The organism is Pseudomonas sp. MF6394 (assembly GCF_002018845.1).
Lineage (GTDB): Bacteria > Pseudomonadota > Gammaproteobacteria > Pseudomonadales > Pseudomonadaceae > Aquipseudomonas > Aquipseudomonas lactis.
In genome coordinates this window covers 90,633-110,455 of the sequence record NZ_MVOJ01000020.1, presented here as the reverse complement: position 1 = coordinate 110,455, position 19,823 = coordinate 90,633, and the positions used below count along the sequence as shown (strand labels likewise).

The following is a 19,823-nucleotide window of genomic DNA, read 5'->3' as shown; positions in this document are numbered from 1 at the left end:
AAGATCAAGATCAAAAGCAGATCAAGAGCAAAAGCGGCTCGCTTCGCATCGTGGTTACCGTCTGCGGCTACAGCCCACAAAGTTATGTAGATACCTATGGTGATCGCAGGCAAGCCAGCTCCCACAATGGGTCCGCTTCTGCCTGCATTCCCTGTAAACTGCGCCTCTTTGGCCCCAGCACGGAGAGCCCGGCATGTCCGCTTCGATCCTGTATATCCACGGTTTCAACAGTGCGCCGGCTTCCAACAAGGCCAGCCAGTTGACCACTGTGATGGATGCCCTTGGCCTGTCCGACCAGTTGCGTGTGCCGGCGCTGCATCACCACCCTCGTCAGGCAATTCTTCAATTGGAGCAAGCGATTGCGCAACTGGACCGGCCACTGCTGGTCGGCAGCTCACTCGGCGGCTACTATGCAACCCATCTTGCCGAACGCCATGGCCTCAAGGCGCTGCTGGTCAACCCGGCGGTCAGCCCCCATCGGATGTTTGACGGTTACCTGGGCACCCAGAAGAACCTCTACACCGATGAGACCTGGGAATTGACACAGGACCACGTCACGGCGCTGGCCGAGCTGGAAGTACCGGCGCCCCAGGATGCCGGGCGTTATCAGGTGTGGTTGCAGACCGGGGACGAAACGCTGGATTATCGCCTGGCCCAACAGTATTACCGGGCCTGTGCCTTGCGCATCCAGGCCGGTGGCGACCATGGTTACCAGGGGTTCGCCCAGCAATTGCCGGCACTGTTGTGCTTTGCCGGTATTGGCGCAGATCAGTTTCAATCCTTCGATTTTTCGTCACTGTAGAAAATCGCAGGTCACTTTTTAATCGAACGACTCACGACGAGACCCCATGGCCACTCCCAGCGCTAGCTCTTATAACGCCGACGCCATCGAAGTCCTCTCGGGCCTCGACCCGGTGCGCAAACGCCCCGGCATGTACACCGACACCAGTCGGCCGAACCACCTTGCCCAGGAAGTCATCGACAACAGCGTCGACGAAGCCTTGGCCGGGCACGCCAAGTCGGTGCAAGTCATCCTTCACGCCGACCATTCCCTGGAAGTGTCCGACGACGGTCGTGGGATGCCGGTGGACATTCACCCCGAAGAGGGTGTGCCGGGCGTCGAGCTGATCCTTACCAAGCTGCATGCCGGCGGCAAGTTCTCCAACAAGAACTACCAGTTCTCCGGCGGTTTGCACGGCGTGGGTATTTCTGTGGTCAACGCGCTGTCGACCCTGGTGCGGGTCAAGGTCAAGCGCGACGGCAACGAGTACCAGATGACCTTCGCCGATGGCTACAAAGCCACCGACCTGGAAGTGATCGGCACCGTGGGCAAGCGCAACACCGGCACCAGCGTGTACTTTGCGCCGGACCCCAAGTATTTCGATTCGCCCAAATTCTCCATCAGTCGCCTCAAGCACGTGCTCAAGGCCAAGGCTGTGTTGTGCCCGGGGCTGCTGGTCAGCTTTGAAGACAAAGGCACCGGCGAGAAGGTCGAGTGGCACTACGAAGACGGCCTGCGCTCTTACCTGGAAGATTCGGTCAGCGACTTCGAACGCCTGCCCAACGAGCCGTTCTGCGGCAGCCTGTCGGGTAATAAAGAAGCGGTGGACTGGGCGCTGCTGTGGTTGCCCGAAGGTGGCGACAGCGTGCAGGAAAGCTACGTCAACCTGATCCCCACGGCCCAGGGCGGCACCCATGTCAACGGTTTGCGCCAAGGCTTGCTGGATGCCATGCGTGAATTCTGCGAATACCGCAGCCTGTTGCCGCGCGGCGTGAAGCTGGCGCCGGAAGACGTGTGGGAGCGCATCGCGTTCGTGCTGTCGATGAAGATGCAGGAACCGCAATTTTCCGGCCAGACCAAAGAGCGCCTGTCGTCCCGCGAGGCGGCGGCGTTTGTCTCGGGTGTGGTCAAGGACGCCTTCAGCCTGTGGCTCAACGAGCATCCAGAGCTGGGCCTGGCCCTGGCGGAGCTGGCGATCAACAACGCCGGCCGTCGCTTGAAAGCCAGCAAGAAGGTCGAGCGCAAGCGCATCACCCAGGGCCCGGCATTGCCCGGCAAACTGGCCGATTGCGCCGGGCAAGACCCGATGCGTTCCGAGCTGTTCCTGGTGGAGGGTGACTCCGCCGGCGGTTCCGCCAAACAAGCGCGGGACAAGGAATTCCAGGCGATCCTGCCGTTGCGCGGCAAGATCCTCAACACCTGGGAAGTCGATGGCAGCGAAGTGCTCGCCAGTCAGGAAGTACACAACATTGCCGTGGCCATCGGGGTAGACCCAGGCGCGGCGGACATGAGCCAGTTGCGCTACGGCAAGATCTGTATCCTCGCCGACGCCGACTCCGACGGCCTGCACATTGCTACCTTGCTGTGCGCGTTGTTCGTCCAGCATTTCCGCCCGTTGGTGGATGCCGGTCACGTCTACGTCGCCATGCCGCCGCTGTACCGCATCGACCTGGGCAAGGAAATTTTCTACGCCCTGGACGAAGCCGAGCGCGATGGCATCCTCGACCGCCTGGTGGCCGAGAAGAAACGCGGCAAGCCACAGGTCACGCGATTCAAGGGCCTGGGTGAAATGAACCCGCCGCAACTGCGCGAAACCACCATGGACCCGAACACCCGGCGCCTGGTGCAGTTGACCCTGGAAGACTTCGCCGCCACCTCGGAAATGATGGACATGCTGCTGGCGAAGAAACGCGCCGGCGACCGCAAGACCTGGCTGGAATCCAAAGGCAACCTGGCCGAGGTGCTGGGCTGATGCGCACAGGCGTCGCCCTGGCGATCCTGATGTTGAGTGGGTTGGCGGTCGCCCAGGTGGCTGCCGCCAGCGTGGCAGAGCTCAAGCTGGTCTCGGAACATCCGGTGGACGGCATGCGCGGTGGGAACCTGTCGGGCCTGGCGTTGTGTGGCAACGAGCTGTGGACGGTTTCGGACCGCGATGACGACCAGATCTACCGCCTGGATACCCGTGCGCCGACCTGGAGCGCCGAGGCAATAAAGATCGACGTGCCGCCCGTGCCTGAGTCCGGCCTGCCTTGGGGCTTGCGTTCGCGTACCAAGGCCGCTTCGTTCATACGCGGCGGTGACCTGGACTTTGAAGGCATCAGCTGTGATGCCGCAGGCAATCGCTACATTGTCAGCGAAGCCCATGCCGCGGTGCTGCAGGTGCCGGCGGCGGGCGCGCCCGAATGGTTGAAAATCGCGCCGGGGATGGTGCGCGAAGCCAGAGCCAGTGGCATGTTGCTGCACTTTAATGCTTTGTTCGAAGGCCTGGCGGTAAACCCGGAAGGCAATCAGATCTGGCTGGCTGCCGAGCGCGAACGTCGTGGCCTGGTCTCGATCAAGCGTGGGCAGAGCGTATGGGATTGCGATGGCCGTTGTGTATTGTTGAGCGAGGCCGGCCAGGAAGTGCAGCCGGCGCAGTTCCCCAACGCCAAGGCCGTGTCCAAGGACTTTGCCGACTTGTCGCTGTTCAACGGCAAGCTGTTTACCCTGGAGCGCAATGCGTTCCAGATCTGCCGACGCGACCCGCTCACGGCCAAGGTTGAGCTGTGCTGGTCGTTTGCCGACGAAGCCCTGACACCGCAGCGACGTTACCCACAGTCGTATGGCCTGGCTGAAGCCCTGTTGGTGGATGCCGACGGTGCCTGGGTCGGCATCGATAACAATTTCGGCCCGCGTGCCGATGGTGAAAAGCGTCCGATGGTCTATCGTTTCGCCGCCCCGGACGGCGGCTGGAGTGCCCAGCCATGAATCGAGATTTTTTTGAATTGAATCAGCGCAGCGGCAGTTCCACTGCGCCTTACCCCATGATGAGGCCCGCATGAGTGACATCCTCGCAGACAGTTTAGATGGCGTAGAACGCCGGTCGCTGGCTGAATTCACCGAAAATGCCTACCTCAACTACTCCATGTACGTGATCATGGACCGTGCCTTGCCGCATATCGGCGACGGCCTGAAGCCCGTGCAACGGCGCATCATCTACGCCATGAGTGAGTTGGGCCTGGACGCCGATTCCAAGCACAAGAAGTCGGCGCGTACCGTCGGTGACGTGCTGGGTAAATTTCACCCCCACGGCGATTCGGCGTGCTATGAAGCCATGGTGTTGATGGCCCAGCCGTTCAGCTACCGCTATACCCTGGTGGACGGCCAGGGTAACTGGGGTGCACCGGATGACCCCAAATCCTTTGCCGCCATGCGTTACACCGAGGCGCGGCTGTCGCGTTATTCCGAAGTGCTGCTCAGCGAGCTGGGCCAGGGCACGGCCGACTGGGGGCCGAACTTTGACGGCACCCTCGACGAACCCCTGGTGTTGCCGGCGCGTTTGCCGAACATCCTGCTCAATGGCACCACCGGTATTGCAGTCGGCATGGCCACCGACGTGCCGCCGCACAACCTGCGCGAAGTCGCCACCGCCTGCGTGCGCTTGCTCGATGAGCCCAAGGCTACGGTCGAGCAGCTCTGCGAGCATATCCAGGGCCCGGATTACCCGACCGAAGCAGAAATCATCACGCCGCGCGCCGACCTGCTGAAGATGTACGAAACCGGCAAGGGCTCGGTGCGTATGCGCGCCGTGTACCACATCGAAGACGGCGACATTATTGTGACCGCGCTGCCGCACCAGGTATCAGGTGCCAAGGTGCTGGAGCAGATCGCCGCGTTGATGCAGGCCAAGCCGTCGAAATTGCCGCAAGTGGCCGACCTGCGTGACGAGTCCGACCACGAGAACCCGTGCCGCATCGTGATCATCCCGACCAACAGCCGGGTGGATCATGAAGTGCTGATGCAGCACTTGTTTGCCAGCACCGACCTGGAGTCCAGCTACCGGGTCAACGTCAACATCATCGGCCTGGACGGTAAGCCGCAGCTCAAGAACCTGCGCAATCTGCTGGTGGAATGGCTGGAGTTCCGCGTACAGACCGTGCGCCGCCGCCTGCAATTCCGCCTCGACAAGGTTGAGCGCCGCTTGCACCTGTTGGACGGCTTGCTGATCGCCTACCTCAACCTGGATGAAGTGATCCATATCATCCGTACCGCCGAGCACCCGAAGGCCGAGCTGATCGCGCGTTTCGAGCTGAGCGAAATCCAGGCGGACTACATCCTCGACACCCGCTTGCGCCAGTTGGCACGCTTGGAAGAAATGAAGCTGCGCGACGAGCAGGATGCGCTGCTCAAGGAACAAGCCAAGCTGCAAGCCTTGCTGGGCAGCGAAGCCAAGCTCAAGAAGCTGGTGCGCAGCGAACTGATCAAAGATGCCGAAACCTATGGCGATGACCGTCGCTCGCCTATCGTCGAGCGCGCTGAAGCGAAAGCTCTGACCGAAACCGAGCTGTTGCCCAACGAGAAAATTACCGTCGTTCTGTCGGAAAAGGGTTGGGTTCGCTCCGCCAAAGGGCATGATATTGACGCCACCGGCCTTTCGTACAAAGCCGGTGATGGTTTCAAGACCGCTGCCGCCGGGCGTTCCAATCAGTTCGCGGTGTTTATCGACTCGACCGGGCGCAGTTATTCGGTGCCGGCCCATACCCTGCCATCTGCACGGGGGCAGGGCGAGCCGTTGACCGGGCGCCTCACGCCGCCACCGGGGGCGAATTTCGAGTGCGTACTGCTGCCGGACGATGATTCGCTGTATGTCATCGCTTCCGATGCCGGTTACGGTTTCGTGGTCAAGGGTGAAGACCTGCAGGCCAAGAACAAGGCAGGCAAGGCGCTGTTGAGCTTGCCGAACAACGCCAAGGTGATTCTGCCAAGGCCGGTGGAAGATCGTGAAAGCAACTGGCTGGCGTCGGTGACCACTGAAGGGCGTCTGCTGGTGTTCAAGATCAGCGACTTGCCGCAGTTGGGCAAGGGCAAGGGCAACAAGATTATCGGGATTCCCGGTGACCGGGTGGCCAGTCGCGAGGAGTATGTGACTGATATCGCCGTGGTCCCGGAAGGCTCTACCCTGGTACTCCAGGCCGGCAAGCGCACGTTGTCATTGCGCCCTGACGACCTTGAACACTACAAGGGTGAGCGTGGCCGGCGAGGTAACAAACTGCCACGAGGCTTCCAGCGAGTGGATGCCTTGCTGGTCGAAACGCCGGTTTAAGCGGTACTAGAGGCCTCGATCTACGATTTAACGCGTAGATCGATGCTTTCGCGCTGGAGTCATGGCGCATATTCACGGATGATATGGCCTTTCCAGCGCCGGCGTGGCCGAGCGTGTTCAGGTTATTTTTAGTATTACATTGTGGTTCGCCTTGTGGCAGCCACTTGGATGGGATGATGACTGCTCCACGCCTTCCTCTATTTTTGATGCTCGCTGGCCTTTTGGGGTTGGCGGGTTGCAGCACACACCAACCGGTGTCGCTGTACCAGCTGGACAGCGGAAGTCCGGCTCAGCCAGCTCAAACCGCTGGCATGGCAGTATTGCTGGGGCCGGTAGTCGTTGCCGACTACCTGCAACGCGAAACCCTGCTTCAACGTCAGAACGACGGCAGCCTGCAAGGTTCCACAGATGGTCGTTGGGCCGGTAGCCTGTCGTCGGATATCAATCAGTTGATGTTGCGTCAGGTCGCCGGCCAGCTGGACAGCCAGCGTGTGGTCTTGGCACCGGGACCCTCCGGGTTCACCCCGGATGTACAGGTATTGCTGACCATCACGCGGCTGGACTCCGGCAAGTCGCAACCGGCGATCCTGGATGCACAGTGGCGCCTGATCGACCGTCGCGGGCAAGTGCGGGACAACCGCATTGTGCACCTGCAGGAAGAACATGCAGGCACCACCGCGTCCCAGGTCCAGGCCCAGGGTGTGCTGTTGCAGCATTTGGCTCAGCAGTTGTCGGTGGCGCTCAAGCCATTGGCCAACCAGCCGCCGATTGCCGAAGCGCAGCCGCGTAAGCAAGCCCCGGCCCAGGCCAAGCCTGCGGCCCCGGAAAAACCGAAGATGCCGATGGCCACGCCGATTCGCACGGACTTGGAAGTGTTCAGGTTCTGATCTGAATCGCGCACAAACAAAAGGCCCGCTGAATAAGCGGGCCTTTTTATTGGGCTGCGAATACCACAAACCAAATGTAGGAGCGAGCTTGTGTAGGAGCGGGCTTGCTCGCGAATGAGGTGTGTCAGGGGCACATCAGCTGACTGACACGCCGCTTTCGCGAGCAAGCCCGCTCCCACATAAGCCCAGCTCCACAGTAGGTATAACGCTATGCCTCAGGGCTTACGGGTCTCATGCATCCGCGCCAACTGCCGTTCCAGCATCGACGGATACGGCTCCATCAACCGCTCCACACAGCTGGCCCCCTCAGGGCTGGCAATCGGGCGGATACGTGCGCGTTGGCGGATCAGTGTGTCTTCGCTGATCTTGCGCTCCACCAGCAACAGGTTGCGGCTGTGCTGGGACAGGGCCAGGGCATCCTGGGCGATTTCAGTGAGCAGCAGGTCGATCTGGCTCATGCCAAACAGGTCGTCACCCACGGTTAGGCCCAACTGCAGTTGCAGGGTAATGCCGCTGTCGGCCACTTCGATCTGCAGGGCGTGGCCCAGCGCGCGCAACAGCTCGCCGCAGCAGATGGCGTTGGTCAGGTAGTCTTCGCCGCTGTCTTCGCTGTGGAACAGCATCAGCGTGCTGCCATCGTTCAGGGTATGCAGTTCGCTCTGATAGAGCGAAGCAGCCTGGTCGAGGCAGTCGCGGTAGCGTTCGAGCAGTTCGGTCAGACGGGCACGGGGCAGGCGGCGCAGTTGCTCCTGGGCACCCAGTTGCACGGCGAGTACGGCGCTGTGCTGCGGCTCGGCGTTCTTGACCACAACCGGTTTCGGTGCGGCGACCGGGGCGGCTGCCGAGGTGTCGCGCAGGTCGGCGAACGGGTCTTCGTCGTCCAGCTCGTCTTCCTCGGCCTTGATCACATGGCGCGGTGCAGGCTTGAGGCCGGCCACCGGGGCGCTGTCGTCGAAGCCTGGGTCGCGCAGGTCGCGCACTTCAAACTCAGGCTCGTCGGTGTAGTCCTCGGCGTCGTCGTACTCAGGCTCGGGCTCGACTTCAGGCGCTTTGGGCTCCGGGGCAAAGCTGGCGTGGAGCTGGCGCGCGAGGTCGCCGATTTCGTCCTGGCGATCGGTAGCCGGGGTGTGTTCGTCGATATCCCGCAGCCAGATGCGCAGTTGCATCAACGGCGTGGAGATATGCCGGCCCAGGCGCAGGCTCAAGGCCAGGGCCAAAGCCAGCAGGATCGCGCTCAGGATGCCCATGCTCTGCAGGCTGATGGTCATCGGCTGCTGGAACTGTTGCATATCAAGGCTGATACGCAGTTGGCCGGCCTTCACGTCCTGGAACGTAATATTGCTCTGGTACAGGCCTTCGGCCTCACCGAGCAGGCCGTTTTTCGGGCGCTGTCCGGCCTCGGCCATGATCCGGTTGTCCACGCTATAGATAGCGGCGTGGGCCACCAGCGGGTTCTTGGTCAGGTTGTTGAGCAGCACGTTGAGGCTGAGGATGTCGTTGGACACCAGCAACTCAGTCGCCGAAGTGGCGGTCTGGGTTGTCAGGCTCGCGCCCAGGGCATCAGCCTGCTCGTGCATGGCCTGCTTGAACTGCAAACCCATCACGCAGGCGTAGATCACCAGGGCCAGAGCGACCAGGATCACGTTATGGCTGGCGATGCGCAATGCAATCGGTACACGGCGATGGCGCAGTGCCCGGAAGATCAGCAGGAAGAAGTTATCGGTTTTTACTGGCGTGGGCCGGTTCACTTGCGCTCGGCTCTTGGTCCGTGAAGTTGACGCGCAGTATAGCGACAGGCCCATGGCCGGCAAAGCGCTGGCTGTGCCCGATGGTCACTGAAAGTGGGTAGAATGCGGTTTTTTTCCAGCCTGGGGGTGCGCTTTGCGCGAAATTGTCCTGATCAACATCACGGGTGAAGACCGACCGGGTCTCACCGCAGCCATTACCGGCGTCCTGGCCCAGGGTGGTGTGAACATTCTCGACATCGGCCAGGCGGTGATCCACGACACCTTGTCGTTCGGCATCCTGGTGGAAATCCCCAGCACCGAACAGGCCTCCTCGGTACTCAAGGACATCCTGTTTACGGCGTATAAGCTCGATCAACAGGTACGTTTCACCCCGGTGTCCGAAGCCGATTACCAACACTGGGTCGAAGGCCAGGGCAAAAAGCGCCATATCGTCACCCTGTTGACCCGCAAGGTAACGGCTGAACAGTTGCAGCGCGTCAGCTCCATTACCGCGCAGTACGGATTGAATATCGACCATATCGACCGTCTGTCGGGTCGCATGCCATTAGACACTCCGGCCGACAAGGGCAAGGGCTGCATCGAGTTCTCCGTACGCGGCGAACCGGCTGACGCGCAAGCGCTGCGCGCCGACTTCCTGAGCGTGGCCCAGGAACTGAATGTCGATATCGCCTTCCAGGAAGACTCCCTGTTCCGTCGCAACCGCCGCCTGGCGGTGTTCGACATGGACTCCACCTTGATCGAAGCCGAGGTCATCGACGAGCTGGCCAAGGCGGCCGGTGTGGGCGAGCAAGTGTCTGAGATTACTGAGCGGGCGATGGCCGGCGAGCTGGATTTTCGTGCCAGCTTCAAGGAACGTCTGGCGTTGCTCAAGGGCCTGGACGTGGGCGTGCTGGATTCGATCGGCGCGTCGCTGCGCCTGACTGAAGGCGCCGAAACCCTGTTCGCCGAACTCAAGCGCCTGGGCTACAAGACCGCCATCCTGTCCGGCGGCTTCACTTATTTCGCCAAGCAGTTGCAGGCCAAGCTGGGCATTGACTATGTATTCGCCAACGAGCTGGAAGTGGTGGATGGCAAAGTGACTGGCGTGGCGGTGGAGCCGATTGTCGACGCGCAACGCAAGGCCGACCTGCTCAAGGAATTGGCGCACAAGGAAGGCTTACGTCTGGAGCAGACCATTGCGGTCGGCGACGGCGCCAATGACTTGCCGATGCTGGCGATTGCCGGGTTGGGCGTGGCGTTCCGTGCCAAGCCGTTGGTCAAGCAATCGGCCAAGCAGGCGATTTCGACCTTGGGGTTGGATGGCGTGCTGTACCTGCTGGGCTTGCGTGACCGCGACGGTCAGCTCTAGGGCGCCACTCAACCCCCTGTAGGAGCGAGCTTGCTCGCGAAAATCGTCAACGATTACCCAGGCATTCTGGATGCCCGCGGTGCTCTTGAGTGCTTCGCGAGCAAGCTCGCTCCTACAGGGGTTGTGTCGATCAGGCTTTAGGCAAGGCGATACCCTGGCCCATCTGCACCGGCGTACCCGCTGCCAGTTCTTCAGCCCACTTCACCTGGTCCGGCCCGAACAGCACGATGGCGGTCGATCCCAGTTTGAAACGACCCAGTTCCGCACCTTTTTCCAGATGAATCGGCGCGCGAGCCGCTTCGTCGTAGCGGAAGGTTTTCAGCTCGCGCTTGGGCGGCGTCACCAAGCCGGCCCACACGGTTTCAATCGACGCGACGATCATCGCACCCACCAACACCACGGCCATCGGGCCGCGTTCGGTGTCGAACAAGCAGACAGCGCGCTCGTTACGGGCGAACAACTCCGGCACGTTTTCGGCGGTGGTCTGGTTGACCGAGAAAATTCGCCCTGGCACATACACCATCTCGCGCAGGGTACCGGCCAATGGCATGTGCACCCGGTGGTAGTCCTTGGGCGACAGGTAAATAGTTGCGAACTCGCCGCCCATGAACGGCGCAGCCATTGCCGCATCGCCACCGAGCAGTTCCAGCACGCTGAAGCTGTGGCCTTTGGCCTGGAAGATGCGGCCATGTTCGATCGGGCCCAGTTGGCTGACCGCGCCATCGGCAGGGCTCAGGACTGCGCCTGGGGTTGGTTCCAACGGGCGGGCGCCGTCTTTCAACGCGCGGGTGAAGAAGGCGTTGAAGTGCTCGTAGGCGCTCAGGTCTTCCACCAGGGCCTGGGACATGTCCACCTGGTAGCGCTTGGCGAACCAGGCAGTGAAGGCGTTTTTGAACCAGCGCACGCGGCACTCGGCGATACAGCCGGCCAGGCGCGACAGCAAGTGATGCGGCAGCAAGTACTGGCTGAGGATAAACAACTGCTTTTTCATAACTGTCCTTAAACCTTAAATCTCAACGGGGGTGTCGGGGTGGTTGCCCCATTCGCCCCAGGAACCGGCATAACCTTTGACTCGCGGATAACCGAGCGCCTTGGCCACCAGGTAGGTGAAGCCAGAGCGGTGGTGAGTCTGGCAGTGGGTGATGATTTCTTTGTCTTTGGTCAGCCCGAGGTCTTCGAGGATCTGCGGCATGTCACGGCGGATACGCAGGTTGCGTGCCTTGTCCATGCCGGCGGTCCATTCGAAGTTCACCGCGCCGGGAATGTGGCCGCCCTTGGCTGCGAGCACTTTCTCGCCGGAATACTCCAGCGGGCCACGAGCGTCCCAGATCCCCAGGTCGGCCGCGCCGAGACGGCTTTGCAGGTATTCACGGGTGGCGGTAGGGCCGTCGTGCAGCGTAAGGCTGACCGGGCCGCCGGCTGCTGGGGGCACATCGGTGGAAAGCGCGTGACCTTCATCCAGCCATACCAGCAGGCCACCGTCGAGGTAGTGATATTTCTGGTGGCCGATCACGTCGAGCATCCAGATAAAGCGCCCGGCCCAACCGCCGCCTTCGTCGTCATAGACCACATAGGTGGCGTCCGGGGTGTGGCCCAGTTCACCGAACAGTTTTTCCAGGTCGGCCTTGCTCGGCAGCAGGCCGGGTGCGGGCGGCTGGCCCAGTTGGGTGCGCTTGGGGTCAACGAAATGCGCGCCGGGGATATGCCCTTCGGCGTAGCGGGCAGCACTGGTGAGGTCCACCAGTATCAAGTGCTTGGAATCGAGGCGACTCGACAGGTCGGCGGATTCGATCACCAGCGGCAAGCCAGAGAAGTCAGGCATGCGAGGTCTCCTGGGCACAAATGTTGGCGATAAAGGCCGGTGATTGTAGCGCAAGCATCAGGCGCTGCGGTTGGTAAAGCTGTGCAGGGCTTTCTCGATGCATTGGGCGGTTTTGCCGAACGCTTGCACGGTGGTTTCCGAGAACGGCCCGCCGCCCTGGTCCGCCACGATCAGCATGACCACCCGGCCGTTGCAGCTCAGTGAGCGCAACAGCAGGTGCTCGCCGACAAACAGGCGACGCAGGATCGGTGGCAGCAAGGCGGAAAACTGCGCATGGTTGTCGGGGTTCAGGCGTACCTGGGCGGACTTTTCCAGCAGGCGTTGCAGCAACGTGCTGTTGACCACATCCAGGCTCAGGTGAGCCGCGTCCTTGGGCAGGCCGTCGGCCTGGTGCACACGCAAGGTGCTCAAGGCGCGATCGGCCATGAATATCAGTACCCGCTGCATGCCACTGGCCACCAGGGCTTCCTTGGCGCAAGTGGTCAGGTGCATGGCGTTGGCAAAGCGGCTCGGTTCCACCAGCAACTCGGTGCAACGCGTGCGCCACACGGCCAAGGCTTCGGCAGTCGGAGGCGGTGCAGGCAACAAGCCGCGATGGACCTTCTGCACATGCCACGGCCAGATCAGCGACAGCGCGGGGTGCCAGAGGTCGGGCATCAAGGTGGTGCGCGCGCTGGTCACCGCTTGCTGGTGGGCTTGCTGTTGCACATCGCTCAATGGCGTTTGCAGGTACAGCGCCGTCAGGTATTGCCAGCGCTCGGTGTGCGGGCAGGTCCAGGATTCCTGGGCCGACATCGCCAGGCCATTGGCCAGCAACACGGTGTTGGCCGGCTGGTTCAGCCAGCGCCGCAGGTTGGGCTCGGCATCGAGCAATTGCTGGTGGCGCAGGGCATCGTCTTGACGGGCAATGTGCAGCGCCTTGACCAGCAGGCGTTGCTCGGCCAGCAGCAACTTGTAGCCCTGTGAAACCCAGATCGGCAGGTGCCAGGCTTCGGTCAGGCCCAGGCACAGGTCGAGCAAGCGCACGCCGAACAGCTGTTGCTCGACCTGGCGCGCCGATTGGCCTTTATGGATCACCCGCAATTCCCATTCTTCCAAAAGCTTGGGGTAGGCGACGGCCATCGGCCACAGCGGCGACAGAAACAGCAGGCTGCCCCAGTGGATGTCCTGCCACAGTCGCGCCAGGCGACTGCCGAACAAACCGTTGGCTTGCTGGGATGCGTGCTGGCTGATCAGCAACAGTTGACGCAAGGCCACGGGAATTTCCCGGACGGGTACCGAAGGCAGGCGCGCCAACAACTCCTCGGCACGTTTGAGGCCCAGGCGGTTAAGCGCGACTTCAAGGTTTTCCGCAGGTTCGGCCAGGCTGCCGTGGGCTTGGCTGTTGGCTTCGCGCATCACACTCAACACCAGGGCCGGGCTGTTGTGCATCAGCTCCGCAATATCTCGCAATGAACTGCGGCTATCGCGAATGGCTTTGCATACGCGCTCATGACTGGCCTGGGGCACGGGCAGCAGCACGTCGTCCAGGCACTTGATCCAAGCGGCGAGGGTGGTGGGGCGGTTCGTTGGGACTGTCGTTTCAATTGCCATGATTGGGGCGCGATCATCACTTGCGTTCTACACGCCCGGAACGGGCCGAATTGGCTTTTCGCCTTAACGGGCTATAGTCTGGCGCAGTTTTGCCGATAAGTAGAACAAGAGTTTTGTGCAACACCCCCTATGTCCATGAACCCGACGGCGCAAGTACCCCTCTCCTATGGCTAAAATTATCGGCATCATTGTCGTCATCGCAAGTGTGCTCGGAGGGTACGTCCTCTCCCACGGTAAAATCGCCGCACTGATCCAGCCTTTCGAAGTGCTGATTATTGGCGGTGCCGCGTTCGGCGCATTTTTGCAGGCCAACCCAGGCTATATGACCATGCACGTGGTCAAGAAGTCCCTGGGCATGTTCAGCTCGCGCTTCTCCCACACGTTTTATCTGGAAGTGCTGGGGCTGATCTACGAGATCCTCAACAAGAGCCGCCGCGAAGGCATGATGGCGATCGAGGGTGATATCGAAGACGCCGCAGCCAGCCCGATTTTTGCCAAGTACCCGGCCGTGCTCAAAGACGAGCGCATGACCGCGTATATCTGTGATTACCTGCGCATCATGTCCTCCGGCAACATGGCACCCCACGAACTGGAAGGCCTGTTCGACATGGAACTGTTCAGCCTCAAGGAAGAGCTGGAGCATCCTTCCCACGCCGTGACCGGCATCGCCGACGGGATGCCCGGTTTCGGTATTGTCGCGGCGGTACTGGGTATCGTGGTGACCATGGCGTCCCTGGGCGAGGGCGATCAGGCGGCCATCGGCATGCACGTAGGTGCGGCGCTGGTGGGGACCTTCTTCGGTATTCTCGCCGCCTATGGTTTCTTCGGCCCGCTCGCCACTTCCCTGGCCCACGATGCCAAGGAAGAGATCAACCTCTACGAAGCGATCAAGGCGTGCCTGGTGGCATCGGCCTCGGGCATGCCGCCGTCGCTGGCCGTGGAGTTTGGGCGCAAGGTGCTGTACCCGAAACATCGCCCGAGTTTCTCCGAGCTGGAACAAGCGGTTCGCGGTCGCTAAGCCATGGAAAACAACCAGCCGATCATCATCAAGCGCGTCAAGCGCTTCGCTGCGGGGCACCATGGCGGCGCCTGGAAAATCGCCTTCGCCGACTTTGCCACGGCGATGATGGCGTTCTTCCTGGTGCTGTGGCTGATGTCCACCGCTACGCCAGAACAGAAGATCGCCATCGCCGGCTACTTCAAAGACCCGATTGGCTTTTCGGAAAGCGGCACGCCGTTTGTCATTGACCTGGGCGGCTCGCCGGAACTGGCGCCAGAGCGCACCATCAACCCCGAAGTGCAAACGGAGTCGCCCCAGGAAAAAATTCCGATTGAGCGCGACACTGTCGAGTCCATGGCTGAGCAGGTCGAACAGGAGCGCCTGGAACTGTTGCTGCAGGAATTGCAGAACAAGGTTGAAGAAAACCCACAGTTGCTGAAGTTCAAGGACCAGATTTCCTTCGAGATCACCCCCGAGGGGCTGCGCATCCAGATTACCGATGCGGCCAACCGGCCGATGTTCGACTCTGGCAGTGCGCGCTTGAAGCCGTACTTTGAAGACATCCTGCTGGCCATGGCTGACACCATCAAGGCGGTGCCGAACAAGATCAGCATCAGCGGGCATACCGACGCCAAGCCCTACGCGGGCCAGGGCGATTTCGGCAACTGGGAACTCTCGGCCAACCGCGCCAATGCCGCCCGGCGTGCGCTGATAGCCGGCAGCTACCCGGACCCGCAAGTGGCGCGCGTGGTGGGCTTTGCCTCCTCGCAGCTGTTTGATCCCAAAGACCCGTTCAACCCGGTCAACCGCCGTATCGACATCGTGGTGCTGACCAAAAAAGCCCAGCGTGCGATTGAGGGCGATCAACCACCGCCACCGGCACCGACCCAGGGCGACGGTGCGCCAGGCGAAGTGCCGGCCGACCCGAACGCGCTACCGCCGGAGCAGGAACCGTTGCCAGCCCATGAGCTGCGCCAGAAGCTGAACCTGTTTGATGATGGGGGCGTCAAGGATCCTACGGCGCCTGCACCGGGGTCATAATTGATCTATGCGCTGGAAACGTAAACGCCCCGATCATTCGGGGCGTTTTCATGTGTGTTCAAAGTGGGAGGTATGCTTTGACACCACTGACTACGCCTCGCATGTCGTCGGCGCACAGGCGCGGGACGAAGTACTCCCGACCTTTGGTGCGAGTCTTTCTATGCAACTTGTCGAGGCGCTCAAAGCTGACGGTATAAATCATGTCGCACTTCACCCATAGCTCTTTATAACCATCGGACTGAAGTGGATTGGTGCGTAGCAAATGGTGCCAGTCGTATTGGGTCGCTGGTGCAGTAGAGGAGATTGGCACCACGGTGCAGAGCTTGCGACTGTGGGTCGAGGTAGGAGATATCACGACGACTTTGCGGATCTTCAGCATTTCCGGGGCGACAAAGCCTCGGGTGAAGTCACACAGCAAAACGTCGCCTTGTTTGGGGTGATAGTAGAGAGCCAAATGTTAATTCCCCACAAAAAGCAAAGCCGCCCGAAGGCGGCTTCATTCGACACGCAGCGGAGCTTGCTTCGCCCCTTCTGCGCCGCTGGATCAACTCCGAAAAGGATCCAGACTCCTGCCAGCTTTCGCTGGTGACGGAGCAATTATGAGCATCAGGAAATCCGAATACAAGCTGGCTTGTGCGTATCAGCCACCCAGTTGGCTCGAATTCTTGATGCCTGCTCCTGTTAAATCAATGGGCTAGGGCTTTCAGCCCCCCGGTTTATGTGTATCAAGAAATAGACCGTCAATAACTGCTCTCAGGCAAGCTCGCAATAATCGACCGATAGCTGTTCATCCGCTGCTGCTGCACGCGCCCATCTTCCAGTGCCTTGAGCAACGCACAACCCGGCTCGCGGTCGTGTTTGCAGTCACGGAAGCGGCAGGTGCCGATCAGGTCGTTGAACTCGATGAAGCCCGCTTCCACATCGCTGCGGCTGACGTGGCCCAAGCCAAATTCACGAATACCCGGTGAGTCGATCAACTCGCCGCCGCCCGGGAAGTGGAACAACCGCGCGGTGGTGGTGGTGTGGGTGCCCTGGCCGGACAGTTCCGACAGGGGGCCCACGCGGGTTTCGACTTCCGGCAACAGACTGTTGACCAGCGACGACTTGCCCACGCCTGACTGGCCGACGAACACGCTGATCCGCCCGTCCAGCTGCTGCTGCAGCTGTTCCATGCCGTTGCCGTGGTGAGCCGACACTTCCAGCACCGGGTAGCCCAGGGTGCGGTAGACCGCCAGCAACGCATTGAGCGCCGGGGCGTTCTGCTCGTCGATCAGGTCGAATTTGTTCAGCAGCAGCAACGGGCGGATACCAGCATGCTCAGCCGCGACCAGGTAACGGTCGATCAGGTTGGCATGGGGCTCGGGCATTGGCGCGAACACGATCACGATCATGTCGACGTTGGCCGCCACCGGCTTGAGCTGGCCACGGCTGTCGGGGCGGCGCAGTTCGGTGCTGCGCGGCCACTGGGCGACGATGACGCCGATGCCCTGGTTGCCGGCACGCCACACCACCTTGTCGCCGGTGACCAGCGCAGGCAGGTTGGCGCGCAAGTGACAACGGAATACCTGGCCTGCGAGTTCGCCTTCGAGCGCCTCGACTTCGACCTGCACACCAAAGTGCGCGATCACCAGGCCCGTTTGTTCGGGGCCCAGGTCGCCGCCCTCGAGCGCTTCCACGGCGGAGGATTCACGTTTGGCGGCGCGGGCGGCGCGTTCACCTTGAATCTTTTCGATGCGCCAGTTTTGGCGACGGTTGAGCTGGCGTTTGGCCATTGGTGTTCCGTGTCGATAATGCAAAAGTTGGGTAAAACGGTCGCGAGTCTAGCACGCCCCCGCCTGCTAAACTGCCCGGCTACGCCAAGGTGCCAAGAGAATCAAGCCATGCAAAACCCACAGAACCTGATTTGGATCGATCTGGAAATGACCGGTCTGAACCCCGACACCGACGTCATCATCGAGATGGCGACCATTGTCACCGACAGCAACCTCAATACCTTGGCCGAAGGCCCGGTGATCGCCATCCACCACAGCGACGCCGTACTCGCCACCATGGACGAGTGGAACACCCGCACCCACGGTAACTCCGGGCTGACCCAGCGCGTGCGCGACAGCCACATCAGCATGGCCGAAGCCGAAGCCCAAACCATCGCCTTTCTGGAACAGTGGGTGCCCAAGGGCAAATCGCCGATCTGCGGCAACAGCATCTGCCAGGACCGTCGCTTCCTTTATACGCACATGAAGGGGCTGGAAAGTTACTTCCACTACCGCAACCTCGACGTGTCGACCTTGAAGGAACTGGCTGCGCGCTGGGCGCCTGAAGTCAAAGACAGCTTCCATAAAGGCAGCACGCACTTGGCGCTGGATGATATTCGCGAGTCGATTGCCGAGTTGCAGCATTACCGCAAGCATTTCATCAAGGCTTGATTCTGCGGCGGCATTGGAGGCGCCATCGCAGGCAAGCCAGCTCCCACATTTGACTGCATTCGCAAATCCAAAGTGTGGGAGCTGGCTTGCCTGCGATGCAGGCGACGCGGTTTATCGCTAAGTGCCCCCTTTTGGTGCCCTCGGCAAATGATTAGACTGCCGGCCTCTCTGTCAGGATCGCCATCATGTTGCTGATGCTCTACCTCGTCGCCATCACCGCCGAAGCCATGACTGGCGCCCTGTCCGCGGGTCGGCGTGGCATGGACTGGTTTGGCGTGGTGCTGATCGCTTGCGTGACCGCCTTGGGCGGCGGTTCGGTGCGCGATGTGTTGCTCGGCCACTACCCGCTGACCTGGGTTAAACACCCGGAATATTTGGTGCTGACCTCCGTTGCGGCATTGGTGACGATCTTTATCGCACCCTTGATGCGCCACCTGCGCTCGCTGTTCCTGGCGCTGGATGCGGTGGGGTTGGTGGCGTTCACTCTGATCGGCTGCATGACCGCCTTGGAGATGGGCCACGGCATGTTGGTGGCGTCGGTCAGCGGGGTCATCACCGGGGTATTCGGCGGCATCCTGCGGGATATCTTCTGTAACGACATCCCGCTGATCTTCCGCCGCGAGCTATATGCCAGCGTGTCTTTCCTGGCCGCGTGGTTCTACCTGCTGTGCCTGTACCTGGAGCTGCCCAGCGAGCAAGCGATTCTGCTGACGCTGTTCAGTGGCTTCCTGTTACGCCTGCTGGCGATCCGTTTTCACTGGGAAATGCCCAAGTTCGTCTACAACGACGACGTTCACTAACGCGCAGCGTGTTGCTCCAGCGCCCATTCCACGTGTTCGCGCACCAACTCCGACGGGTAGTCCCGCCGCGCCTTGAGCGCTTCCAGCACCGGAATGCTGGAGGGTGCATTGCCCAGGCCCACCGCCAGGTTGCGTAACCAGCGTTCGTAACCGGCGCGGCGCAAGGCTGAGCCTTCGGTGCTGCTGAGAAATTTATCCTCGTCCCACATAAACAATTCGGCCAGTTCCGCGTTATCCAGATTGTGCCGTGGCTTGAAATCGCTTTCGGCGGTGGGTCGGGCGAAACGATTCCACGGGCAAACGATCTGACAGTCATCGCAGCCAAACACGCGGTTGCCGATCAGTGGACGCAGGTCTTCGGGGATGGCGCTCTTGAGTTCGATGGTCAGGTACGAAATGCAGCGTCGCGCGTCCAGCACGTAAGGGCCGACGAAGGCGTTGGTGGGGCAGACGTCCAGGCACGCCGTGCAGCGGCCGCAGTGTTCGGTGGCGTGGGGTGGGTCGACCGGCAACGGTAAATCGACAAACAGTTCGCTCAGGAAGAAATAACTGCCGGCCTTGCGGTTGAGAACCAAGGTGTTTTTACCGATCCAGCCCAGGCCCGCTTGTTCGGCGATGGCTTTTTCCAGGACGGGCGCGCTGTCGACGAAGGCGCGAAAGCCGAACGGCCCGATCTGCGCCTGGATACGGTCGGCCAGTTGCTGCACGCGCTTGCGGATCAGCTTGTGGTAATCGCGGCCCAGGGCGTAGCGCGAGATGTAGGCTTTTTCTGGTTGGGCCAGCAATTGCGCCATCTGGGTGTCGCCGGGCAGGTAGTCCATGCGCAGTGACACCACGCGCAAGGTGCCGGGCACCAGCTCGTCCGGGTGCGAGCGTTTGCTGCCGTGGGCGCCCATGTATTCCATTTCGCCGTGGTAACCCGCGTCGAGCCAGCGTTGCAGGTGCTGTTCATGCTCAGCCAGGTCGAGGCCGCTGATGCCCACTTGTTGAAAGCCCAGCTCGCGTCCCCAGTCTTTGATCGATTGGGCGAGGGCGGGCAGATCGGAGGTAATAGCAGGCATGAGACACGGGAAACCAC

At 61.2% G+C, this 19,823-nt stretch carries 17 protein-coding genes; 10 read left to right on the top strand and 7 right to left on the bottom strand.

The features are described 5' to 3' along the window. Positions 1–193 precede the first annotated feature (193 nt). The 5 genes from MF6394_RS20260 (at position 194) to MF6394_RS20240 (ending at position 6,970) form a co-directional block, all read left to right on the top strand. A complete protein-coding gene (locus MF6394_RS20260) occupies positions 194–802 on the top strand; it encodes a YqiA/YcfP family alpha/beta fold hydrolase (protein WP_069557928.1) in 609 nt (202 codons plus the stop codon). Between the two features lie 46 nt (positions 803–848). Further along, positions 849–2,753 (top strand): DNA topoisomerase IV subunit B, encoded by a 1,905-nt coding sequence (gene parE / locus MF6394_RS20255; protein WP_003188026.1) that lies wholly within the window; start codon positions 849–851, stop codon positions 2,751–2,753. After that, positions 2,753–3,748 (top strand): esterase-like activity of phytase family protein, encoded by a 996-nt coding sequence (locus tag MF6394_RS20250; protein ID WP_078467393.1) that lies wholly within the window; start codon positions 2,753–2,755, stop codon positions 3,746–3,748. Before parE ends, MF6394_RS20250 begins: the two co-directional genes overlap by 1 nt. A 70-nt stretch (positions 3,749–3,818) precedes the next feature. Beyond that, positions 3,819–6,083, top strand: a complete 2,265-nt coding sequence (gene parC / locus MF6394_RS20245; protein WP_020301636.1) for a DNA topoisomerase IV subunit A — start codon at positions 3,819–3,821, stop codon at positions 6,081–6,083. A gap of 173 nt (positions 6,084–6,256) precedes the next feature. After that, positions 6,257–6,970: a PqiC family protein gene (locus MF6394_RS20240; RefSeq protein WP_032873461.1), complete on the top strand. Its 714-nt coding sequence runs from the start codon at positions 6,257–6,259 to the stop codon at positions 6,968–6,970. Positions 6,971–7,185: 215 nt separating this feature from the next. Here MF6394_RS20240 and MF6394_RS20235 read toward each other — a convergent pair whose 3' ends face one another. Next, positions 7,186–8,718, bottom strand: coding sequence for a HAMP domain-containing protein (locus MF6394_RS20235; protein WP_044270970.1), 1,533 nt, complete (start codon positions 8,716–8,718; stop codon positions 7,186–7,188). Positions 8,719–8,851: 133 nt separating this feature from the next. On the opposite strand from MF6394_RS20235, the gene serB reads away from it, so the two are divergent. Continuing rightward, complete coding sequence (gene serB, locus MF6394_RS20230; RefSeq protein ID WP_003188034.1) at positions 8,852–10,066, top strand: phosphoserine phosphatase SerB; 1,215 nt, start codon at positions 8,852–8,854, stop codon at positions 10,064–10,066. A gap of 130 nt (positions 10,067–10,196) precedes the next feature. Here serB and asd read toward each other — a convergent pair whose 3' ends face one another. From asd to MF6394_RS20215, 3 genes are read right to left on the bottom strand one after another with little or no spacing between them, the layout of a single operon-like run. Further along, complete coding sequence (gene asd, locus MF6394_RS20225) at positions 10,197–11,057, bottom strand: archaetidylserine decarboxylase (protein ID WP_078467392.1); 861 nt, start codon at positions 11,055–11,057, stop codon at positions 10,197–10,199. 15 nt (positions 11,058–11,072) lie between these two features. Continuing rightward, on the bottom strand, positions 11,073–11,888 hold the full coding sequence (locus MF6394_RS20220; protein ID WP_044270973.1) for a rhodanese-like domain-containing protein: 816 nt from the start codon (positions 11,886–11,888) through the stop codon (positions 11,073–11,075). Between the two features lie 57 nt (positions 11,889–11,945). Continuing rightward, on the bottom strand, positions 11,946–13,481 hold the full coding sequence (locus MF6394_RS20215; RefSeq protein WP_047712439.1) for an HDOD domain-containing protein: 1,536 nt from the start codon (positions 13,479–13,481) through the stop codon (positions 11,946–11,948). 166 nt (positions 13,482–13,647) lie between these two features. Between MF6394_RS20215 and motA the strand changes: the two genes are divergently transcribed. Together motA and motB are read left to right on the top strand one after the other, a co-directional pair. Next, positions 13,648–14,499, top strand: a complete 852-nt coding sequence (gene motA, locus MF6394_RS20210; protein ID WP_003188041.1) for a flagellar motor stator protein MotA — start codon at positions 13,648–13,650, stop codon at positions 14,497–14,499. A gap of 3 nt (positions 14,500–14,502) precedes the next feature. Continuing rightward, on the top strand, positions 14,503–15,522 hold the full coding sequence (motB, locus tag MF6394_RS20205; protein WP_078467391.1) for a flagellar motor protein MotB: 1,020 nt from the start codon (positions 14,503–14,505) through the stop codon (positions 15,520–15,522). Between the two features lie 58 nt (positions 15,523–15,580). On the opposite strand, the gene MF6394_RS20200 is transcribed toward motB, so the two are convergent. Beyond that, the gene (locus tag MF6394_RS20200) at positions 15,581–15,976 is read right to left on the bottom strand and encodes a type II toxin-antitoxin system PemK/MazF family toxin (protein ID WP_044270978.1); all 396 of its coding nucleotides are present in this window, start codon (positions 15,974–15,976) and stop codon (positions 15,581–15,583) included. Between the two features lie 286 nt (positions 15,977–16,262). Beyond that, positions 16,263–17,294 carry a small ribosomal subunit biogenesis GTPase RsgA gene (rsgA, locus tag MF6394_RS20195; protein WP_078467390.1) on the bottom strand — a complete coding sequence of 344 codons (1,032 nt, stop codon included), beginning with the start codon at positions 17,292–17,294 and terminating at the stop codon, positions 16,263–16,265. A 108-nt stretch (positions 17,295–17,402) separates the two neighbouring features. Between rsgA and orn the strand changes: the two genes are divergently transcribed. Both orn and MF6394_RS20185 read left to right on the top strand, forming a co-directional pair. Continuing rightward, positions 17,403–17,945, top strand: a complete 543-nt coding sequence (orn, locus tag MF6394_RS20190; RefSeq protein ID WP_044270980.1) for an oligoribonuclease — start codon at positions 17,403–17,405, stop codon at positions 17,943–17,945. 182 nt (positions 17,946–18,127) lie between these two features. Further along, positions 18,128–18,745, top strand: coding sequence for a trimeric intracellular cation channel family protein (locus MF6394_RS20185; RefSeq protein ID WP_169913170.1), 618 nt, complete (start codon positions 18,128–18,130; stop codon positions 18,743–18,745). On the opposite strand, the gene queG is transcribed toward MF6394_RS20185, so the two are convergent. Next, a complete protein-coding gene (queG, locus tag MF6394_RS20180; RefSeq protein WP_078467389.1) occupies positions 18,742–19,806 on the bottom strand; it encodes a tRNA epoxyqueuosine(34) reductase QueG in 1,065 nt (354 codons plus the stop codon). The two genes, MF6394_RS20185 and queG, sit on opposite strands and share 4 nt — an antisense overlap. Between the last annotated feature and the right edge of the window lie 17 nt (positions 19,807–19,823).